At 63.9% G+C, this 16732-nt stretch carries 12 protein-coding genes; all 12 read left to right on the top strand.

All coding sequences use genetic code 11. The features are described 5' to 3' along the window. The 12 genes from sphantq_RS21230 (at position 1) to sphantq_RS21170 (ending at position 16692) form a co-directional block, all read left to right on the top strand. The gene (locus tag sphantq_RS21230; RefSeq protein WP_024018189.1) at positions 1–753 is read left to right on the top strand and encodes a F0F1 ATP synthase subunit B family protein; all 753 of its coding nucleotides are present in this window, start codon (positions 1–3) and stop codon (positions 751–753) included. After that, a complete protein-coding gene (locus sphantq_RS21225; protein WP_024018190.1) occupies positions 734–2254 on the top strand; it encodes a F0F1 ATP synthase subunit alpha in 1521 nt (506 codons plus the stop codon). The genes sphantq_RS21230 and sphantq_RS21225 overlap by 20 nt, the downstream gene beginning before the upstream one ends. After that, positions 2251–3117: a F0F1 ATP synthase subunit gamma gene (locus sphantq_RS21220; protein WP_024018191.1), complete on the top strand. Its 867-nt coding sequence runs from the start codon at positions 2251–2253 to the stop codon at positions 3115–3117. Before sphantq_RS21225 ends, sphantq_RS21220 begins: the two co-directional genes overlap by 4 nt. Before the next feature lie 213 nt (positions 3118–3330). Next, a complete protein-coding gene (locus sphantq_RS21215; RefSeq protein ID WP_031308588.1) occupies positions 3331–5712 on the top strand; it encodes a phosphoketolase family protein in 2382 nt (793 codons plus the stop codon). A gap of 158 nt (positions 5713–5870) precedes the next feature. Further along, positions 5871–7628: a PHA/PHB synthase family protein gene (locus sphantq_RS21210; protein ID WP_272800330.1), complete on the top strand. Its 1758-nt coding sequence runs from the start codon at positions 5871–5873 to the stop codon at positions 7626–7628. A gap of 3 nt (positions 7629–7631) precedes the next feature. After that, positions 7632–9053, top strand: coding sequence for a bifunctional enoyl-CoA hydratase/phosphate acetyltransferase (locus sphantq_RS21205; protein WP_066608841.1), 1422 nt, complete (start codon positions 7632–7634; stop codon positions 9051–9053). Continuing rightward, positions 9050–10246, top strand: a complete 1197-nt coding sequence (locus tag sphantq_RS21200) for an acetate/propionate family kinase (protein ID WP_031308703.1) — start codon at positions 9050–9052, stop codon at positions 10244–10246. Before sphantq_RS21205 ends, sphantq_RS21200 begins: the two co-directional genes overlap by 4 nt. 447 nt (positions 10247–10693) lie before the next feature. Further along, positions 10694–12172 carry a multicopper oxidase family protein gene (locus sphantq_RS21190; protein WP_031308704.1) on the top strand — a complete coding sequence of 493 codons (1479 nt, stop codon included), beginning with the start codon at positions 10694–10696 and terminating at the stop codon, positions 12170–12172. A gap of 467 nt (positions 12173–12639) precedes the next feature. Then, positions 12640–14172 (top strand): PAS domain-containing sensor histidine kinase, encoded by a 1533-nt coding sequence (locus sphantq_RS21185; RefSeq protein WP_088181988.1) that lies wholly within the window; start codon positions 12640–12642, stop codon positions 14170–14172. Then, complete coding sequence (locus sphantq_RS21180; protein WP_031308706.1) at positions 14162–14788, top strand: response regulator transcription factor; 627 nt, start codon at positions 14162–14164, stop codon at positions 14786–14788. Before sphantq_RS21185 ends, sphantq_RS21180 begins: the two co-directional genes overlap by 11 nt. Before the next feature lie 94 nt (positions 14789–14882). Continuing rightward, positions 14883–15302, top strand: a complete 420-nt coding sequence (locus tag sphantq_RS21175; RefSeq protein ID WP_024018482.1) for a response regulator transcription factor — start codon at positions 14883–14885, stop codon at positions 15300–15302. 226 nt (positions 15303–15528) lie between these two features. Beyond that, positions 15529–16692 carry an MFS transporter gene (locus tag sphantq_RS21170; RefSeq protein ID WP_161633892.1) on the top strand — a complete coding sequence of 388 codons (1164 nt, stop codon included), beginning with the start codon at positions 15529–15531 and terminating at the stop codon, positions 16690–16692. Positions 16693–16732 lie beyond the last annotated feature (40 nt).

Here is a 16732-nt window from a genome sequence, read left to right as displayed (position 1 = left end):
ATGCGTATCGACTGGTGGACGCTGGCGCTGCAGGCGATCAACGTCGTCATCCTCGTCTGGCTGCTCGCACGCTTCCTTTTTCGTCCGGTGATGGGGGCTATCACCGCGCGCCAGACGGCTATGGACCAGCTGCTCGCCGATGCGGAGTCTGCAAAGGCAGCTGCGCTCAAGCTGGAAGCGGATCTTAAGGCGCAGACCGACGCCTTCGCCGCCGATGGAGAGGCACGCCGGTCAGCTTTGCTGGCCAGCATAGAGGCCGAACGCAGCCGCCTCCTTGATGCGGCCACGATCGAGACCGATGCAAAAGCGAAGCAGGCGCTTGCTTCTGTCGAGGACGCGCAAAAGGGCATGGCGACACAGCTAGAGGAAAACGCGGCCGTGCTCGCGGGCCAGATGGCGTCTGCGTTGCTGCGCCGGCTACCGGCCGCGGGCACCACCGATATGATGTTCACTGCCCTGCTCGAACGGGTCGAACGCTTGCCGGTCGAGGAACGCCGAGCCCTGGCCGGTGACACTCCTCTCGCCATCGTGACGCCGGCCGCGCTCGATGGGGAGACCCAAGCGCGATGCGTGCAAAAGCTCGAAGAGGCACTGCCGGGGCTTGCAGCACCGAACTTCACCGTCGATCCCGCGCTGATTGCCGGGTTCGAGCTCCATGGACCGCACATGCTCGTCCGTAACAGCTGGCGAGCCGATCTCGACACGCAGCTGGCGGCACTCAAGGAGGACGATCATGCCGGGCTCCGCGGATGAATGGCTTGCCCGGGCCGCGACGCGCGTGGCCGCGGCGGAAATCGGCGCACAGGTCCGCCAGATCGGCCGCGTCGAATCAATCGGCGATGGCGTAGCGCTGGTCTCGGGTTTGGCGGAGGCACGGCTCGACGAATTGCTGCAGTTTGCCGGAGGTCAGGCGGGCTTCGTACAAACGCTCGACCGCGATCGCATCGGCTGCGTGATGCTTGAGGATGCTGACAGCATCGAGGCGGGGGACATCGTCTCGGGCACCGGCGCAGTGGTGCGCACGCCGGTGGGGCGAGGACTGCTCGGCCGTATCGTCGATCCACTCGGCCGACCACTCGATGGCGGGGCGGCGATCGTCGCCGAGCGGTTCGAGTCGGTGGAGCGCCCCGCGCCGTCGATCATCGATCGCGACCTCGTCGTTCAGCCGGTGCAGACCGGGATATTGGTCATCGACGCGATGTTCGCGCTCGGCCGCGGCCAGCGCGAGCTGATCCTGGGCGACCGCGCGACCGGCAAGACCGCGCTCGCCGTCGATGCGATCATCAACCAGCGGTCGAGCGACATGATATGCATCTATGTCGCGATCGGCCAGAAATCCTCCAGTGTCGCGCGCGTGATCGATCAGGTGCGCCGCCATGGCGCGCCGGAACGCTGCATCTTCGTGGTCGCGAGCCCGGCTTCCGCACCGGGGTTGCAATGGATCGCGCCGTTTGCCGCGTTCACCATGGCGGAATATTTCCGCGATCAGGGCGGCCATGCGCTCGTTGTGCTCGACGACCTCACCAGGCATGCCGCCACGCACCGCGAGATCGCGCTGCTGACCGGCCAGCCGCCGGGACGCGAGGCCTATCCAGGCGACGTTTTCTACCTCCATTCGCGGCTGCTGGAGCGCGCCGCCCGCATGTCGCCCGAAAAGGGCGGCGGTTCGCTCACGGCGCTGCCGATCGCGGAGACCGATGCCGGCAATGTCAGCGCCTATATCCCGACCAACCTGATCTCGATCACCGACGGGCAGATCGTGCTCGACACCCGGTTGTTCGCCGAAGGCCACAAACCCGCGGTCGATGTCGGCACCAGCGTCAGCCGCGTGGGCGGCAAGACGCAGGCCCGGGCGCTGCGGGACGCGAGCGGCACGATGCGGCTCGACTATGCCCAGTTCCTCGAACTCGAGATGTTCACCCGCTTCGGCGAGCAGCCAGAGCCGCGCGTGAAGGCCCAGATCGAGCGTGGCAGGCGGCTGCGCGCATTACTCTCCCAGCCGCGCTTCCAGCCTCTGCGGGTCGTCGATCAGGTGGCGCTGGCAATCGCGCTCACGGAGGGCCTCCTGGATGCCCTGGCGATCCCCGACATCACTGCGATCCGCGCGACGCTGCCGTCATGGCTCGATGCCAACGCCGCCGAGCTCACAGGGCAGGTCGAGGATAAGGGGACAATGGATGCGACGTTGCGGGCCGCATTGTTGGCGGCCGTGCAACGGATGATCGCCAGTTCCAGCGCTGGCGCCGCGACATGAGCGATCGTCTGGCCACTGTCGGGCGACGGATCGCCACTGTGCGGCAACTCGGTGCGGTGGTCAATGCGATGCGCGGCATCGCCGGCGCCCGTGCCCAGCAGGGCCGCGCGTTGTTGCCCGCGATCCGCGCCTATGCCGCGACGGCGGGTCATGCGATTGGGAAGGCGCGGCAGCTACAGACAGGACCTGCGGCACCGCCGCTGAACAGCGCAAAGGGCAAGACAGGTCTTATCGTCTTCGGCGCAGAGCAGGGGTTCGCGGGCGCCTTTCCAGAGCAGGTCTTGAACGCCGCTGCGAGCGATTCCCAAGCGGCGCACTTCTTCCTCGTCGGCGACCGTGCCGCCGCGCTTGCTGCCGAGCGGTCACTGCCCGTCGCTTGGGCCACCAGCCTTCCCAGTCGCGCCGCTGCGCTTGCCAATATGGCAACCGAACTGCTTGGCGCCCTCTACGATTATGTGGCCGTGGCCGGCGCGGTCCCGGTCGCAATGATCTATCCGGTCTGGACGGCAGGGCATGGTGCGTCGGTCGTCCGCCGCAGCCTTTTGCCGCTCGATCCCGATATGTTTCCGCCGGAGCCAGTTGGGTCGATACCCCTGATCAATCTGCCGGCAAGCGACCTCGTCGAGCGCTTGGCCCAGGAATATGTCTTCGCCCAGCTGTGCGAAGCGGCCACCGAGGCCTTCGCCGCTGAAAACGAGGCTCGCATGGCGACGATGGCGGCCGCGAAAACCAATATCGACGCCAGACTCCAGGCACTTGAACGCGAGGAACGGCTGACGCGTCAGGAGGAAATCACCGCCGAGGTGGTTGAGCTGGCGGCCGGGGCACGCGCACGCGGCCGAACCAGGGCGGTATCGGAGTAGGGGGCCGAGCTGATGCCGGAAGCGACGTGATTGCCTGGTATAAGTGTGCGGCACTGCCATCCGTATCAATACGCATGTTGTGAGCAGTCTGCGCCATTCATGGGTGCGCAAGCAGTTTGAGCGCTGCGCGGTGGCGCATCAGCGCTCCGGCAAACACCAGCTCCGGCTCGGCGGCCGGGAAACCATGCCTTTTCAGTTTCAGGAAGAATGACCATGGACCCGCAGCCCGAGGCGACAGGCCAGCCACTCTCCAGCGATGAGATCGGCCTGATCCACGCTTGGTGGCGCGCCGCCAATTACCTCTCGGTTGGACAGATTTATCTGCTCGATAATCCGCTGCTCCGCGAACCGCTCAAGATGGATCACGTCAAGCCGCGGCTGCTTGGACACTGGGGTACGACCCCCGGGCTTAACTTCCTCTATGTGCACCTCAATCGTGTCATCAAGGCGCGCGGCCTCAATGCGCTCTTCATCGCCGGGCCTGGTCATGGCGCACCAGGTGTCGTCGCCAACACATGGCTCGAGGGCACCTATAGCGAAGTCTATCCTGCCATCGGTCCCGACGAAGATGGCCTGCGCCAGCTTTTCCGGCAATTCTCCTTCCCTGGCGGCATTCCCAGTCATGCGTCACCCGATACGCCCGGTTCAATCCATGAAGGTGGTGAACTGGGTTATTCTCTTCTGCATGCGTTTGGCGCCGCCTTCGACAATCCCGATCTGATCGTTGCTTGCGTCGTCGGCGACGGCGAAGCGGAGACCGGACCGCTGGCGACCTCGTGGCACAGCAACAAGTTCCTTAATCCCGCGACCGACGGGGCCGTTCTGCCAATCCTGCATCTCAACGGTTACAAGATCGCAAGTCCGACTGTCCTTGCGCGCATTTCGCACACCGAGCTCGACGCGCTGTTTCGCGGTTATGGCTACCTGCCGATCTTCGTCGACGGCGAGGAGCCGGACGCGATGCACCGGGCGATAGCGGCCGCGCTAGACGACGCGGTCGATCGGATACACGCGATCCAGAAGGCCGCGCGCGACGGTGGGGTCACGACGCGTCCGCTCTGGCCGATGATCGTCCTGCGCAGCCTAAAGGGCTGGACCGGACCCAAGATCGTCGACGGGCAGAAGAGCGAAGGCTTCTGGCGGGCGCACCAGGTCCCGTTCACGATGGACAAGCCCGAGCATCTTGGGCTGCTCGAGGAATGGATGCGCAGCTACCATCCGGAAGAACTGTTCGATGATGGCGGGCGGCTTCGGCCCGAAATTGCGGCTCTGGCTCCGCGCGGCGACCGGCGGATGAGTGCCAATCCGCATGCCAATGGCGGGGCTCTGATGCGCCCTCTGCGGTTACCCGACTTCGCATCCTACGCGGTCCCGGTTGTTCATCCCGGCGAGAGCGACGGCGAGGCGACCCAGGTGATGGGTACGTTCCTGCGCGACGTGGTGCGGGAGAACGCCCAGGCCCGCAACTTCCGCGTTTTCGGTCCGGACGAGACAGCATCCAACCGGTTGCAGACGATCTTCGAAGCCACCGACCGGAGCTGGGACGCGGAGACGATCGCGGACGATGTCCATCTCGATCCCAGCGGACGCGTGATGGAGGTGCTGAGCGAACATTGCTGCCAGGGATGGCTGGAAGGCTATCTGCTGACGGGCCGCCACGGCCTGTTTTCCTGCTATGAGGCGTTCATCCACATCGTCGATTCGATGGTCAACCAGCACGCCAAATGGCTGAAGACGGCGAAGGAGGTGCCCTGGCGTCGCCCGATCGCTTCGCTCAATTATCTGCTGACCTCTCACGTCTGGCGCCAGGATCATAATGGCTTCAGCCATCAGGATCCCGGATTTGTCGATCATGTCGTCAACAAGAAGGCTGACATCGTGCGGGTCTATTTCCCGCCCGACGCCAATACCCTGCTTTTTGTCACCGACCATTGCCTGCGCAGCTGGGACCGAATCAATGTCATCGTTGCCGGCAAGCAACCTTCACCCCAGTGGCTCGACATGAATGCGGCGATCAAGCACTGCACGCGCGGCATCGGTATCTGGGATTGGGCCAGCAACGATCGCAGCGGAGAGCCGGATGTCGTCATGGCGTGTGCTGGCGACGTTCCAACGCTGGAGACACTGGCCGCGGTCAGCCTGTTGCGTGTGCAACTCCCCGAGCTCAAGGTCCGCGTCGTCAACGTCGTCGATCTGATGACGTTGCAGCCCAACAGCCAGCACCCTCATGGGCTCAGCGACAGCGCGTTCGACGCGCTCTTCACGACGGATAAGCCGGTCATCTTCGCCTATCATGGCTATCCGGCACTAATTCATCGGCTCACCTACAAGCGTACCAACCACCAGAATATCCACGTCCACGGGTTCGAAGAGGAGGGCTCGACGACGACGCCGTTCGACATGGTGGTCCGCAACCATCTCGACCGCTTCCATCTCATGGGGAAGGTTATCGACCATGTGGAGCTGCCCGATAGCGCGGCCGCCTACGCCAAGCAGACGATCGATGATCAGCTGGTCGAGCACAAGCGGTACATCGCGGCACACGGGATCGATATGCCTGCCGTTCGCGACTGGCGGTGGCCCTCTGGAGCCTGAGGGGTCACCGAGACGGGCGGTTTGGGAGAGCCCCGCCTCGAGAGACATGGCAGGCATTATGCGCGTGCGCTCGTTAACGGACAAGCATCTGGGGACATCACGTAATGTTGTTTCGAGCCATGCCGGGCATGCCGCGACGTCCCCCGGAGAAACGCTGCATGATCGATACGTCCGCAGACTGTGCCAAGTGCGACCCACTCGACGGCATCGCTCGGACGCTCGACCATGCCTCGGCCGCGGCAATCGCGCAGATGACCTCTGGCCTGTCGCCGGTGACAATGATGCAGGCGTGGCTGGACTGGTGTGCTCATGTCACCATATCGCCGGGCAAGCGGCTGCAGCTTGCCGGCAAGGCAGGGCGAAAGGTCCAGCGGATTGCCGATTATGCCGTGCGACGTGTGGGGCAGGTCGATGCCGCGCCGGCGATCGAGCCGCTACCGCAGGACCGGCGCTTTATCGATCCGGCCTGGCGGCAGTTCCCTTTCGACCTGATCTCGCAATCCTTCCTTCTCACCCAGCAATGGTGGCATGCGGCGACCACCGGCATCAGCGGCGTGTCCAGGCATCATGAAGAGATGGTGGCGTTCGCGGCACGGCAGATGCTCGACGTCATCGCGCCCACCAACTTCCTCGCGACCAATCCCGTGCTCCAGCGCAAGATCATCGAGTCCGGTGGTGAGTGCCTGGTCGAGGGTGCGAAGCATTGGATGGAGGATGCGGAGCGGCGCGCCCGAGGCGAGCCGCCCGTAGGGACTGAGGCGTTCCGCGCCGGGGAGACGGTGGCGATCACGCCCGGCAAGGTGGTGTTCCGCAACGCGCTGGTCGAGCTCATCCAATATGCGCCGACGACCGGGATTGTCCGCCCCGAGCCGATCCTCATCGTTCCCGCCTGGATCATGAAATATTACATTCTCGACCTGTCGCCGGAGAACTCGCTAATCCGCTGGCTGGTGGCCGAGGGCTATACCGTGTTCGTCCTGTCCTGGCACAATCCCCAGAGCGCGGACCGCGACCTCGATATCGACGCCTATCTTCGCCTCGGGCCGATGGCGGCGCTCGACGCGGTCATAGCGATCACGGGCTCGGACAAGGTCCACGGCGTCGGCTATTGCCTGGGCGGGACGCTGCTGGCGATCACGGCGGCGGCCATGGCTCGCGACGGCGACGAACGCTTCGCATCGCTCAGCCTGTTCGCGGTGCAGACCGAGTTCAGCGAGCCGGGCGAGCTCGGCCTGTTCATCGACGAGGCGCAGCTCAACCTGCTCGACAATATGATGTGGAGCCGTGGCTATCTCGACAGTAGCCAGATGGGCGGCGCCTTCCAGATATTGCGGTCCAACGACCTGATCTGGTCGCACATCCTCGGCACCTACCTGATGGGCGAGCGCGAACCCATGACCGACCTGATGGCATGGAATGCGGACGGCACCCGCATGCCCTACGCCATGCACAGCGAATATCTGCGCACGCTCTTTCTCGACGACGATCTGGCCGAAGGCCGGTTCAAGGTCGAAGGGCGCACGATCACGCTCTCGTCGCTGCGTCAGCCGATCTTCGTGGTGGGGACCGAGCGCGATCTTGTCGCGCCGTGGCGGTCGGTCCACAAGCTGCACTGGCTGAGCAGCGCCGAGATCCGCTTCGTCCTGACCAGCGGCGGCCACAATGCCGGCATCGTGTCCGAGCCCGGGCATCGCCACCGCAGCTATCATGTCGCGACCCGCGTCCTCGACCGCCCCGCGCTCGATCCGGACGATTGGCTGGACCAGGCCGAGGCGCGCGAGGGATGGTGGACGGACTGGGTGGCCTGGCTCGGCGATCATTCCGGCGCGCCGCAGGCCCCGCCGCCGATGGGTAATCCGGACAGGGGCCTCGTAGCGCTCTGCGATGCACCCGGCCATTATGTGCTGGAGCGCTGAGCAATGGGCAGCCTCAAAATGATCGAGAACCGGACCTTCGACGAGATCGTCGTGGGTGAGACGGCGAGCGTCACGCGGACCTTGGGCGAGCAGGACATTCAGCTGTTCGCCCTGGTTTCGGGCGACGTCAATCCGGCCCATCTCGATGCCGAATATGCCGCCGGCGACATGTTCGGGCGGGTGATCGCGCACGGCCTATGGGGTGGTGGTCTGATCTCGGCCGTGCTCGGCACGCAGCTCCCTGGGCCGGGCGCGATCTATCTGAGCCAGAGCCTTCGGTTCAAGCGACCCGTAGGGTTGGGGGATACGATTGTCGCGTCGGTCACGGTACGCGAGAAGCGCGCCAAGCATCATATCGTCGTCTTCGACTGTTGCTGCATCAACCAGGCCGGCGAGGAGGTGATCAACGGCGAGGCTGAGGTCAAAGCGCCAACCGAGAAAGTAAGGCGCCCGCGCATGGCGCTGCCCGATATCCAGCTCTCGGATCATGACGGCTTCCGCCGGCTGATCGAGATGACGAGAAGCGTCGAGCCCGTTCCCACGGCGATCGCACATCCCTGCACCACCGCCGCGATCCTGGCTGCGGCAGCCGCTGCCGAAGCCGGCCTGATCGTGCCGATCCTGATCGGCCCCGAGGCTCGCATCCGTGTGGCTGCCAAGGACGCCGGCAAGGATATCGGTGCCCTCCGCCTGATCGACGTGCCCCACAGCCATGCCGCCGCGGCGCGTGCGGTCGAACTGGTCCGCTCGGGCGAAGCACTGCTGCTGATGAAGGGATCGCTGCACACCGACGAACTTATGGGTGCTGTCGTTCCGGCTGCGACGGGCCTGCGAACCGAGCGCCGCATCAGTCATGCCTATCTGCTGGACGTCCCCGGGCATCCGGCGCCGCTCATCATCACCGACGCGGCGATCAACATCGATCCGAGCCTGGAAGACAAGGCCGATATCATCCGCAATGCGATCGACCTCGCGCATGTCATCGGCATCGCCTGTCCGAAGGTCGCGATCTTGTCTGCCGTGGAGACGGTCAATCCGGCGATCCGCTCGACGCTCGATGCGGCCGCCTTGTGCAAGATGGCCGATCGCGGACAGATCGTCGGCGGCGTCCTTGACGGTCCGCTCGCCTTCGACAACGCGATCAGCGAGAAGGCGGCAAAGGACAAGGGCATCGTCTCCCCCGTTGCAGGGCGCGCCGAAGTCCTCGTCGTTCCCAATCTGGAAGCCGGCAATATGCTTGCCAAGCAGCTGACCTTTCTCGGCGGCGCGGACGCGGCCGGCGTGGTGCTGGGCGCGCGGGTACCCATCATTCTCACCAGCCGGGCGGATTCGCTCCGCACCAGCGTAGCGTCATGCGCAATCGCGCTGTTGCTGGCGCGGGCCGCCCCCAGAGCCACGCCCGGCCCGATAGCGAAGCCGGCATGAAGGCGATCGTCAGTCTCAATGCCGGCTCGTCGAGCATCAAGTTCGCGCTCTATCGCTTGTCGGGCGGACAGCTCGACTTCGATGCGGGCGGCAAGATCGAGGGTATCGGCACTAGCCCCCGGCTCGTCGCGCGCGACGCGGGCAGCGAGACCATCGTGGAAAAGACGTGGCCGGGCGGGGACGCACTCTCGCACGAGAATCTGCTCGAGGACCTCTTTGCCTGGGCGGCAACCCAATTGGGAGACCGCAAGGTCGCCGCGATCGGCCATCGTATCGTCCATGGCGGCGTGCGCTTCGCCGCGCCGCAGATCATCGATGATACTTTGCTGGATGCGCTCGATGCCTTGATCCCATTGGCGCCGCTCCATCAGCCGCATAACCTCGCCGCGGTCCGGGCCTTGCGCCTGCTGGCGCCTTTGCTGCCGCAGATCGCCTGCTTCGATACCGCGTTTCACCATGGCATGCCGCCGTTGGCGACGCGCCTGCCGATTCCGCGCGCTTTTCACGGCCAGGGCGTGCGCCGGTATGGCTTTCACGGTTTGTCCTATGAATACATTGCGGGCCGCCTTCGCGAGATCGACCCTGCTCTGGCCGCAGGCCGCGTCATCGCCGCGCACCTAGGCAACGGTGCGAGCATGTGCGCAATGCGTGCCGGGGCGAGCGTCGATACGACGATGGGCTTCACGGCGCTTGACGGATTGATGATGGGCACGCGCTCGGGCGCGATCGACCCCGGCGTGGTGCTTCATCTTCAGACTCAGGTCGGTATGGCCGCACAGGCGGTGGAGACGTTGCTCTATGAGCAGTCGGGCTTACTCGGTGTGTCCGGGATTTCAGGCGATATGCGTACGTTGCATGCAAGCGACGCGCCGGAAGCGAAGGAGGCGGTCGCCCTTTTCGTCCAGCAAGCTGGCCGTCAGGCCGCCGCTCTCATTCCCGCGCTCGGCGGTCTCGACGGTCTCGTCTTCACCGCCGGCATTGGCGAGAATGATTCAGAGATTAGGGCTGCGATTTGCGAGCGCTTAGCTTGGACTGGCGTCATTCTTGATCTCGACGCAAATGCATCGAATGCGCCTGTCATCAGCGCGCCAGATAGCAGAGTGATCGTGCGGATCGTTCCCACTGATGAGGAGCGCGTGATCGCCGATCATACGGTCGCTCTTATCAATCGCCATGGAAGGGGGCGGCGGTGAGGCCGCGTGTTGATCCTTCGGTCACGCACCGGCGGAGCAGTGTATCACCGCGGGTGATCCGGCACTATGAGAAGATCGCCCTGATGCGAACCAGGCTTCGCAGCGATAACGGGTTATCGCGACTGTTCGTTTCCCGCCCACCAGTTGCCATTTTATCGCGCGATCGCTCGCGATCTCGGTTTTCCTATCGTGGAGATCGCGGATCTCGTCTCCCTCTCCCTTTGGAGCGATTTCGAGCGCTCCAGGCCGAGGTCATGTCGCTTGCCCATCACGCGCGCCGAACAGCTGTCAGGCTCGCAAGCTCCAGACGACGCGCGTGCCGCTGCTCGATCTCGCGGATCGATGCGGTGGTGACGACCGGTCGGGATGCCCGATCCTCGATCAGCTGGTGGCTCGCTGAATTCGCATTTAGCAAAGCAGGCGCTCCGCGCCAACCAGGAGGCGGTCATGATGTTACTGAACCGGCGGACGTTGCTGGCGAGCGGGGGTCTGCTCCTGGCGGCGGCGTGTACGCGAAAATTCGGTTCGCCCGAGCGTGCCGGGACGCTTCCGATCCCGCGCCTGGTCGACGCGCGCCAACACGGCCAGCTGATCAACCTGAGAGCACAGGAAGGCGAGACCACGTTCTTCCCTGGCCGGCGAAGCGCCACGCTCGGGTACAATGGTAGCTATCTCGGCCCGACGCTGCGGGTTCACCGCGGCGACGATGTGACGATGACCGTCGGCAACAGCCTGTCGGCTGACACAACGGTTCACTGGCACGGGCTGCTCGTGCCGGGCGAACTGGACGGTAGCCCGCACCAGCTGATCGCTCCCGGTGCGACCTGGCGTCCTACGCTGCCGATCCGCCAGCCGGCGGCGACCCTCTTCTATCACTCGCATGCGCATGGGTTGACGGGTGAGCAAGTCTATTCGGGGCTCGCGGGCATGCTGGTTGTGACGGATGAGGAAGAGCAGGGCCTTGGACTGCCGTCGGACTATGGCGTTGATGATCTGCCCGTCCTGATTCAGGACCGGCAATTCGAGGATGGCCGGCTGGTCATGCCGACCGGCATGATGGTTGCTTCGCAGGGCCGCCGTGGCAACACGATTCTGGTCAATGGCGCACCCACGCCTCGGGCCGATGTTCCGGACCGCCTGGTGCGGTTGCGGCTCGTGAACGGTTCGAACGCCCGCATCTATGAGCTTTCGTTCAGCGATGACCGGACGTTTCATTGGATCGGCACCGAGGGCGGTCTCCTGGCGAGGTCCGTCGAACTGCAGGCCCTCACCCTGGCACCCGGCCAGCGTGCCGAGATATTGGTAAGCTTCGCCGATGGCAAGCCGGTCGCTCTGGTCACCGCTCAAGATGCGAGCGCGTCGATGATGGGGATGATGGGAGGTATGGGAATGATGGGCGACCATCACGACGATGAAGACGACGCTTCAACGACGGAGACGGTGCTGACCTTCTCACCGCGCCCGGGCTTGGGCGGGCGGGCCGCAGCCGCTGTACCACTGCTCCTGGCGGCACGCACCGTACCAGATCCTGAAGCGGCCGTAAGGCGCCGGCGCTTCGTGCTCAATATGTCGATGGGCGGTATGATGGACAGCGATGACGGCGCATACGCGATCAACGACAGGCCGTTCGACATTGATCGCATCGACGAGGAAGTCGGTCTCGGGGACGTCGAGATATGGAAAGTCTCCGGGAAGAAGATGGCGCATCCCTTCCATATCCACGGCGTGCATTTCGACGTGCTACGCCGCGATGGCGACGACCCGGACCTTCTCGATCAGGGGCCTCGCGATACGATCGTCGTGAAGGAGGCGGTAGAATTGTTGGTCCGGTTCGACCAGCCGGCCACCAAAGCACCTTTTATGTATCACTGCCATATCCTGGAACATGAGGATGAAGGCATGATGGGGCAATTCACGGTCGGTTGATTCAATCCGGGTGCGTCGCCCAAAGCCTGCCAGGAGCGGGTGCATCTCACGGACGCGGCCAACGCCGGTGGCCCCTGTCGCTCGGACGGCAACGCCTGGCCGTGCCACTCTCGTCCAGCGACATCTTCGTGACAGCATGAACTCTCCAGGCGCTGCCGTTTTAGGCTCGTCAATATCGCTTGACCCAGGACTATGGTCCAAGGTCCACAATGATGATCTTGGCGCAGCCCGATAGCTCGGACGCCGTGACCGGGGAAACGGAGCGTGAGGGGTAACCGCTGCTCCTGCGTATAGAGTTATGGGGAGCCACGCTTGATGTCTCGTTTCGAAAGCCAACGCCGATTTTCGCTCGCCGGGTGCATGGTGGGAACGATGGCAGAAACCCTGCCTCCGACGGCTGTCGGCGCCTGTCCGCAAATCCATTCTAACCTTGTTTGACTGTGGATGACGGGGAGATGGATGGGGGCATGATTGAGAGCCAAAAGGCGAATGGCCTCGATCCCGATTCGGGCACGATCATTCAGGTAGTGAAGAGCGCGCCAAATTACGCCGTCTATGCGCTTGACCCTAAGGGCCTCGTGACAGTTTGGACCGCCGGCTGTGAAGAAATTACGGGATGGGCCAGCTCCGATGCGATCGGGAAACACCATTCGTTCCTGTATTGCGCGGAAGATATCGCGGCGGGCGTTGCGGATAGGCACCTCGCGCAGGTGGAGCAGCTTGGCCGGGTCGAGCAAGAGTCTTGGCGCGTTCGGAAAAACGGGTCGGAGTTCCTCGCCCATCTGACGACGACGGCGCTCCACGATGAGGCCGGCCAGCTGAGCGGCTATGGCAAGATCCTGCGCGACACGACCGATGAAGCCGCGACCAAGGAAGCGATCGTTGCCCGCGAGCAGCATCTCCAGTCGATCCTGGATACAGTTCCCGATGCCATGGTCATCATCGATGAGCGCGGGCTGATAACGTCCTTCAGCGCCGCGGCCGAGCGCTTGTTCGGATATTCGGAAGCAGAGGTGCTCGGCGCCAATGTGAGCAGCCTCATGCCGTCCCCGGACCGTGAACGGCATGATTCCTATATCGGCCGATATCTGTCGACGAGCGAACGGCGGATCATCGGTATTGGCAGGATCGTCGTTGGCCAACGGCGGGACGGTACCACCTTTCCGATGGAACTCTCGATCGGAGAGGCCGGTCACCGTGGCCACCGCGTCTTCACGGGCTTCATTCACGACCTGACAGAAAGCGACCGCAACGAACTGCAGCTCAAGGAGCTGCAAGCCGAATTGATTCACGTCTCGCGCCTCAGCGCGATGGGCACGATGGCGTCGACGCTGGCCCATGAGTTGAACCAGCCGCTTACCGCGATCGCCAATTATCTGGAAACGACGCGCGACCTGCTTGTCGATCCCGATGCCGAGACCGTCGCGATCGTGCGCGACGCGCTCGACGAGGCAGCTAAGGAGTCCCACCGCGCGGGGCATATCGTCCGAAGACTTCGTGATTTCGTGGCGCGAGGGGAGACCGAGAAGCGGATCGAGGATTTGCCGCGGCTGATTGAGGAAGCCGCTGCTCTCGGCCTTGTCGGCGCCCGTGAACGAGGCGTTCGCAGTTTTTTCGATTTTGATCCGGCGGCCTCGCCGGTGCTCGCCGATCGCATACAGGTTCAGCAGGTCCTCGTGAATCTGATCCGCAATGCGGTCGAGGCGATGGCGCAGGTCGCCATTCGCGACCTCACGATCACGACGCGGCGGCGGCCGAAGGCAATGGTTCAGGTGTCCGTGGCGGACACGGGCCCAGGCATATCCGAGCAGGTCGCGCCCCAACTTTTCGAAGCCTTTGTGAGCAGCAAGACCGACGGCATGGGCCTTGGCCTTTCGATCTGTCGAACGATCATCGAAGCCCATGGCGGCCGGATCTGGACCGACGGCGCGCCGAACGGAGGCGCTGCTTTTCATTTCACCTTGATGCAGGCCCGCCCGGAGGATGAGCATGACGCCTAAACGTATTGTCCATTTGGTCGATGACGAAGAATCCATCCGCAAGTCGGCCGGCTTCATGCTGAAGACATCGGGATTCGCCGTCCAGACCTATGCCTCCGGCATTGCGTTTCTGAAAGCCGTCAAGACCGCTGAGCCGGGATGCATTCTGCTTGACGTTCGCATGCCCGGCATGGACGGGCTCGAGGTCCAGGAGGTGCTTGCAGAGCGTGGTGTCACCATGCCGGTGATCGTTTTGACCGGGCATGGCGATGTCGGGATCGCGGTTCGCGTCATGAAGGCAGGGGCGGTCGATTTCCTGGAGAAGCCGTTCGAGAAGACCGCGCTCCTGGCCTCGATCGGCGTGGCTTTCTCGAGGCTCGATAAGTCCGACGCGCGGTCGCTTCGAGAGGCGGAGGCGAGGGTGCGGGTCGCCGTGCTCACGCCTCGCGAACGAGAGGTTCTCATCGGCCTCGCCAACGGCTTTCCCAACAAGACCATCGCCTATGATCTCGACATATCGACTCGAACGGTGGAAGTTCATCGGGCGAACCTCATGACCAAGCTCGAAGTGCATAGCCTGTCGGACGCGCTGAGGATCGCGTTTTCGGCCGGATTGGGCGATGCGCCGGAATCGTGAGCTTGGGATCACTACGTAGCGACGGCCTCCTGTTCATTTGCGATGCATGCCCAGGATCCGAGGGTGGATCAGCGAAGAGGCAGCATCGTCGGTCATGGGCGTTATCGATCACCAAACGAGCGAGAAAGCGGCCCTGATCCTGTTGTCTGACGACGATGTCTCGGTACGCAGGTCCCTTCATCTCTTGTTGCGGTCCCGCGGCTTTGGCGTCCTGTCCTATGCGAGTGGCACTGCCTTGCTGCTCGATCCGCAAACGCAATCGGGCGATTGCCTCGTGGTCGATTATCTTATGCCGGACATCGACGGCATTTCGATCCTGAGGAAGCTTCGGTCGGCGGGCTGGTGTGGGCCGGCGATCCTGATCACGGCGCATTACGCCGATAAGCTCGCCGAAAGCGCGCAGGAAGCGGGCTTTGCCGCTGTGCTCGAGAAACCTCTGCGCGATGGTGTGCTGGTACAGACCATCGGCGAAGTAATCTCCGCCGGGCGGAAAGTTGGCAGCGATCACTGCTAGGGAAATGGAATATCGCGCCGTGATCGGAACCTCTGCGACATCCTCGCACCTTCCCGGGACCGGCGCTCGTCCCACAAGGCATTTTCTCCGCCGCCTTCTGATGGTGGATATGCGCGCGATTCCGCGTGCGATCTTCTTCGCGGGCGCGCCCGGCCCTGGTGACTGCAAGGGCGGGGCCAGCGCGATCCGGGTATTCATGGCCGGGTCGTAGCATATGGAGGCGAGCTTGCCCGCCACGGTCATCGAAGCGGCGCGCGATCGGGGCGAACTTGGCTTCGTCGTTCTTCTCTTCGCGGCCACGGCGGTTGCCCTGGGTAATAGCGTCGTCCTGCCATTCCTGCCAGAAATGGTGGGTCAAATGTCTCCGGACGCGAGTGCCCTCGCGAGAGGGCGCCTTGTCGTCGCCCTGGTCACGGTTTCCCAGATCGCAGGGTGTCTCTCGGCGCCGTTATGGGGCTGGATTTCCGACCGGTGGAAACGGTGGCCGATCCTGGTCGTGGGGCTGTTGGGTTTCAGCCTGACAATGGCGTTGTATTCCGCGGTCGGATTCGAGCGACTCTATGTTTTGCGGTTGCTCAATGGCGTGTTTGCGGCGGCCGTCGTGCCGACGGCATTTGCGATGGTCGCCGATCGTTCACCAGATCTGGTTCGGCGAGCGCGTCAGTTCACCTGGCTGAACGCCCTGGTCTTCGCGGGCGACCTGACCGGCCCGCTCCTTGGAGAAATTTCGGTGGCGCTCGGAGCAACGTCGCCATTCCTGGCGCCAGCTGCATTGAGCGCGATCGCCATGCCCGGTCTTCTTCTGGTTTCACGGGAAAGTGCCACTGGTCCGGTCGGCAGCGTTCCACGCCCGAAAGCGCGTGAGGCGCTTGTCCCGCTGCTCCTGATCTCGGCCATTGCGTCCGGGTGCCTCACCGTTCTGCATCTGACGTTGTCGCTTGGATCGGGCGCGCGGGATCTGTTCCGCGAGAACGTCTCGATGCTGTTCGCTCTGTGCGGTGCAGCGATGCTGGTGGCGCAGCTCGTCCCGTTCACAGGGCGCAGAGTCACGGTCGGCGCGGCCTGGCTGTTGCGGCCAATGCTCGCCGGGCTGGCCGCCGCATTGATCATTGCCGTCTTCGCCCGGACCTTGTGGGTGCTCGTGCCTGTATTTCTGCTCGCCGGCTGGAGCACCGCGACGCTGAAGCTGCTCACCAATTATCTGACGTCGAAAGCGTCTCCGGGCACGCAGGGTTCGGGCCTTGCGCTCCAGTACGCGGCGGTGAGCGCCAGTCAGGCTGCGGCGTCGATCGTCACTGGATGGGCAAGCGCGTCGGAGCATTTGATGCTGTGGCTTGCCGCTGCCGCCGCGTTGGCGGTCACGGCGATGACGTTACGGTTGAAAGATTGAGGCGCCTCTCGTTCGCTCCGTCGTCAAAGTACATCAAAGG

The sequence above is a fragment of the Sphingobium sp. AntQ-1 genome, assembly GCF_028538045.1.
Classification (GTDB): domain Bacteria; phylum Pseudomonadota; class Alphaproteobacteria; order Sphingomonadales; family Sphingomonadaceae; genus Sphingobium; species Sphingobium cupriresistens.
The sequence above is the reverse complement of the archived record's forward strand: the minus strand, read 5'-3'. Positions and strand labels throughout refer to the sequence as shown.

What these genes read in the sequence shown, in the direction of transcription:
- sphantq_RS21220 (WP_024018191.1), top strand. Translation starts at nt 2,251, where the DNA reads ATGAGCGATCGTCTGGCCACTGTCGGGCGACGGATCGCCACTGTGCGG.
- sphantq_RS21230 (WP_024018189.1), top strand. Translation starts at nt 1, where the DNA reads ATGCGTATCGACTGGTGGACGCTGGCGCTGCAGGCGATCAACGTCGTC.
- sphantq_RS21185 (WP_088181988.1), top strand. Translation starts at nt 12,640, where the DNA reads ATGATTGAGAGCCAAAAGGCGAATGGCCTCGATCCCGATTCGGGCACG.
- sphantq_RS21205 (WP_066608841.1), top strand. Translation starts at nt 7,632, where the DNA reads ATGGGCAGCCTCAAAATGATCGAGAACCGGACCTTCGACGAGATCGTC.
- sphantq_RS21215 (WP_031308588.1), top strand. Translation starts at nt 3,331, where the DNA reads ATGGACCCGCAGCCCGAGGCGACAGGCCAGCCACTCTCCAGCGATGAG.
- sphantq_RS21180 (WP_031308706.1), top strand. Translation starts at nt 14,162, where the DNA reads ATGACGCCTAAACGTATTGTCCATTTGGTCGATGACGAAGAATCCATC.
- sphantq_RS21210 (WP_272800330.1), top strand. Translation starts at nt 5,871, where the DNA reads ATGATCGATACGTCCGCAGACTGTGCCAAGTGCGACCCACTCGACGGC.
- sphantq_RS21200 (WP_031308703.1), top strand. Translation starts at nt 9,050, where the DNA reads ATGAAGGCGATCGTCAGTCTCAATGCCGGCTCGTCGAGCATCAAGTTC.
- sphantq_RS21175 (WP_024018482.1), top strand. Translation starts at nt 14,883, where the DNA reads ATGGGCGTTATCGATCACCAAACGAGCGAGAAAGCGGCCCTGATCCTG.
- sphantq_RS21225 (WP_024018190.1), top strand. Translation starts at nt 734, where the DNA reads ATGCCGGGCTCCGCGGATGAATGGCTTGCCCGGGCCGCGACGCGCGTG.
- sphantq_RS21190 (WP_031308704.1), top strand. Translation starts at nt 10,694, where the DNA reads ATGATGTTACTGAACCGGCGGACGTTGCTGGCGAGCGGGGGTCTGCTC.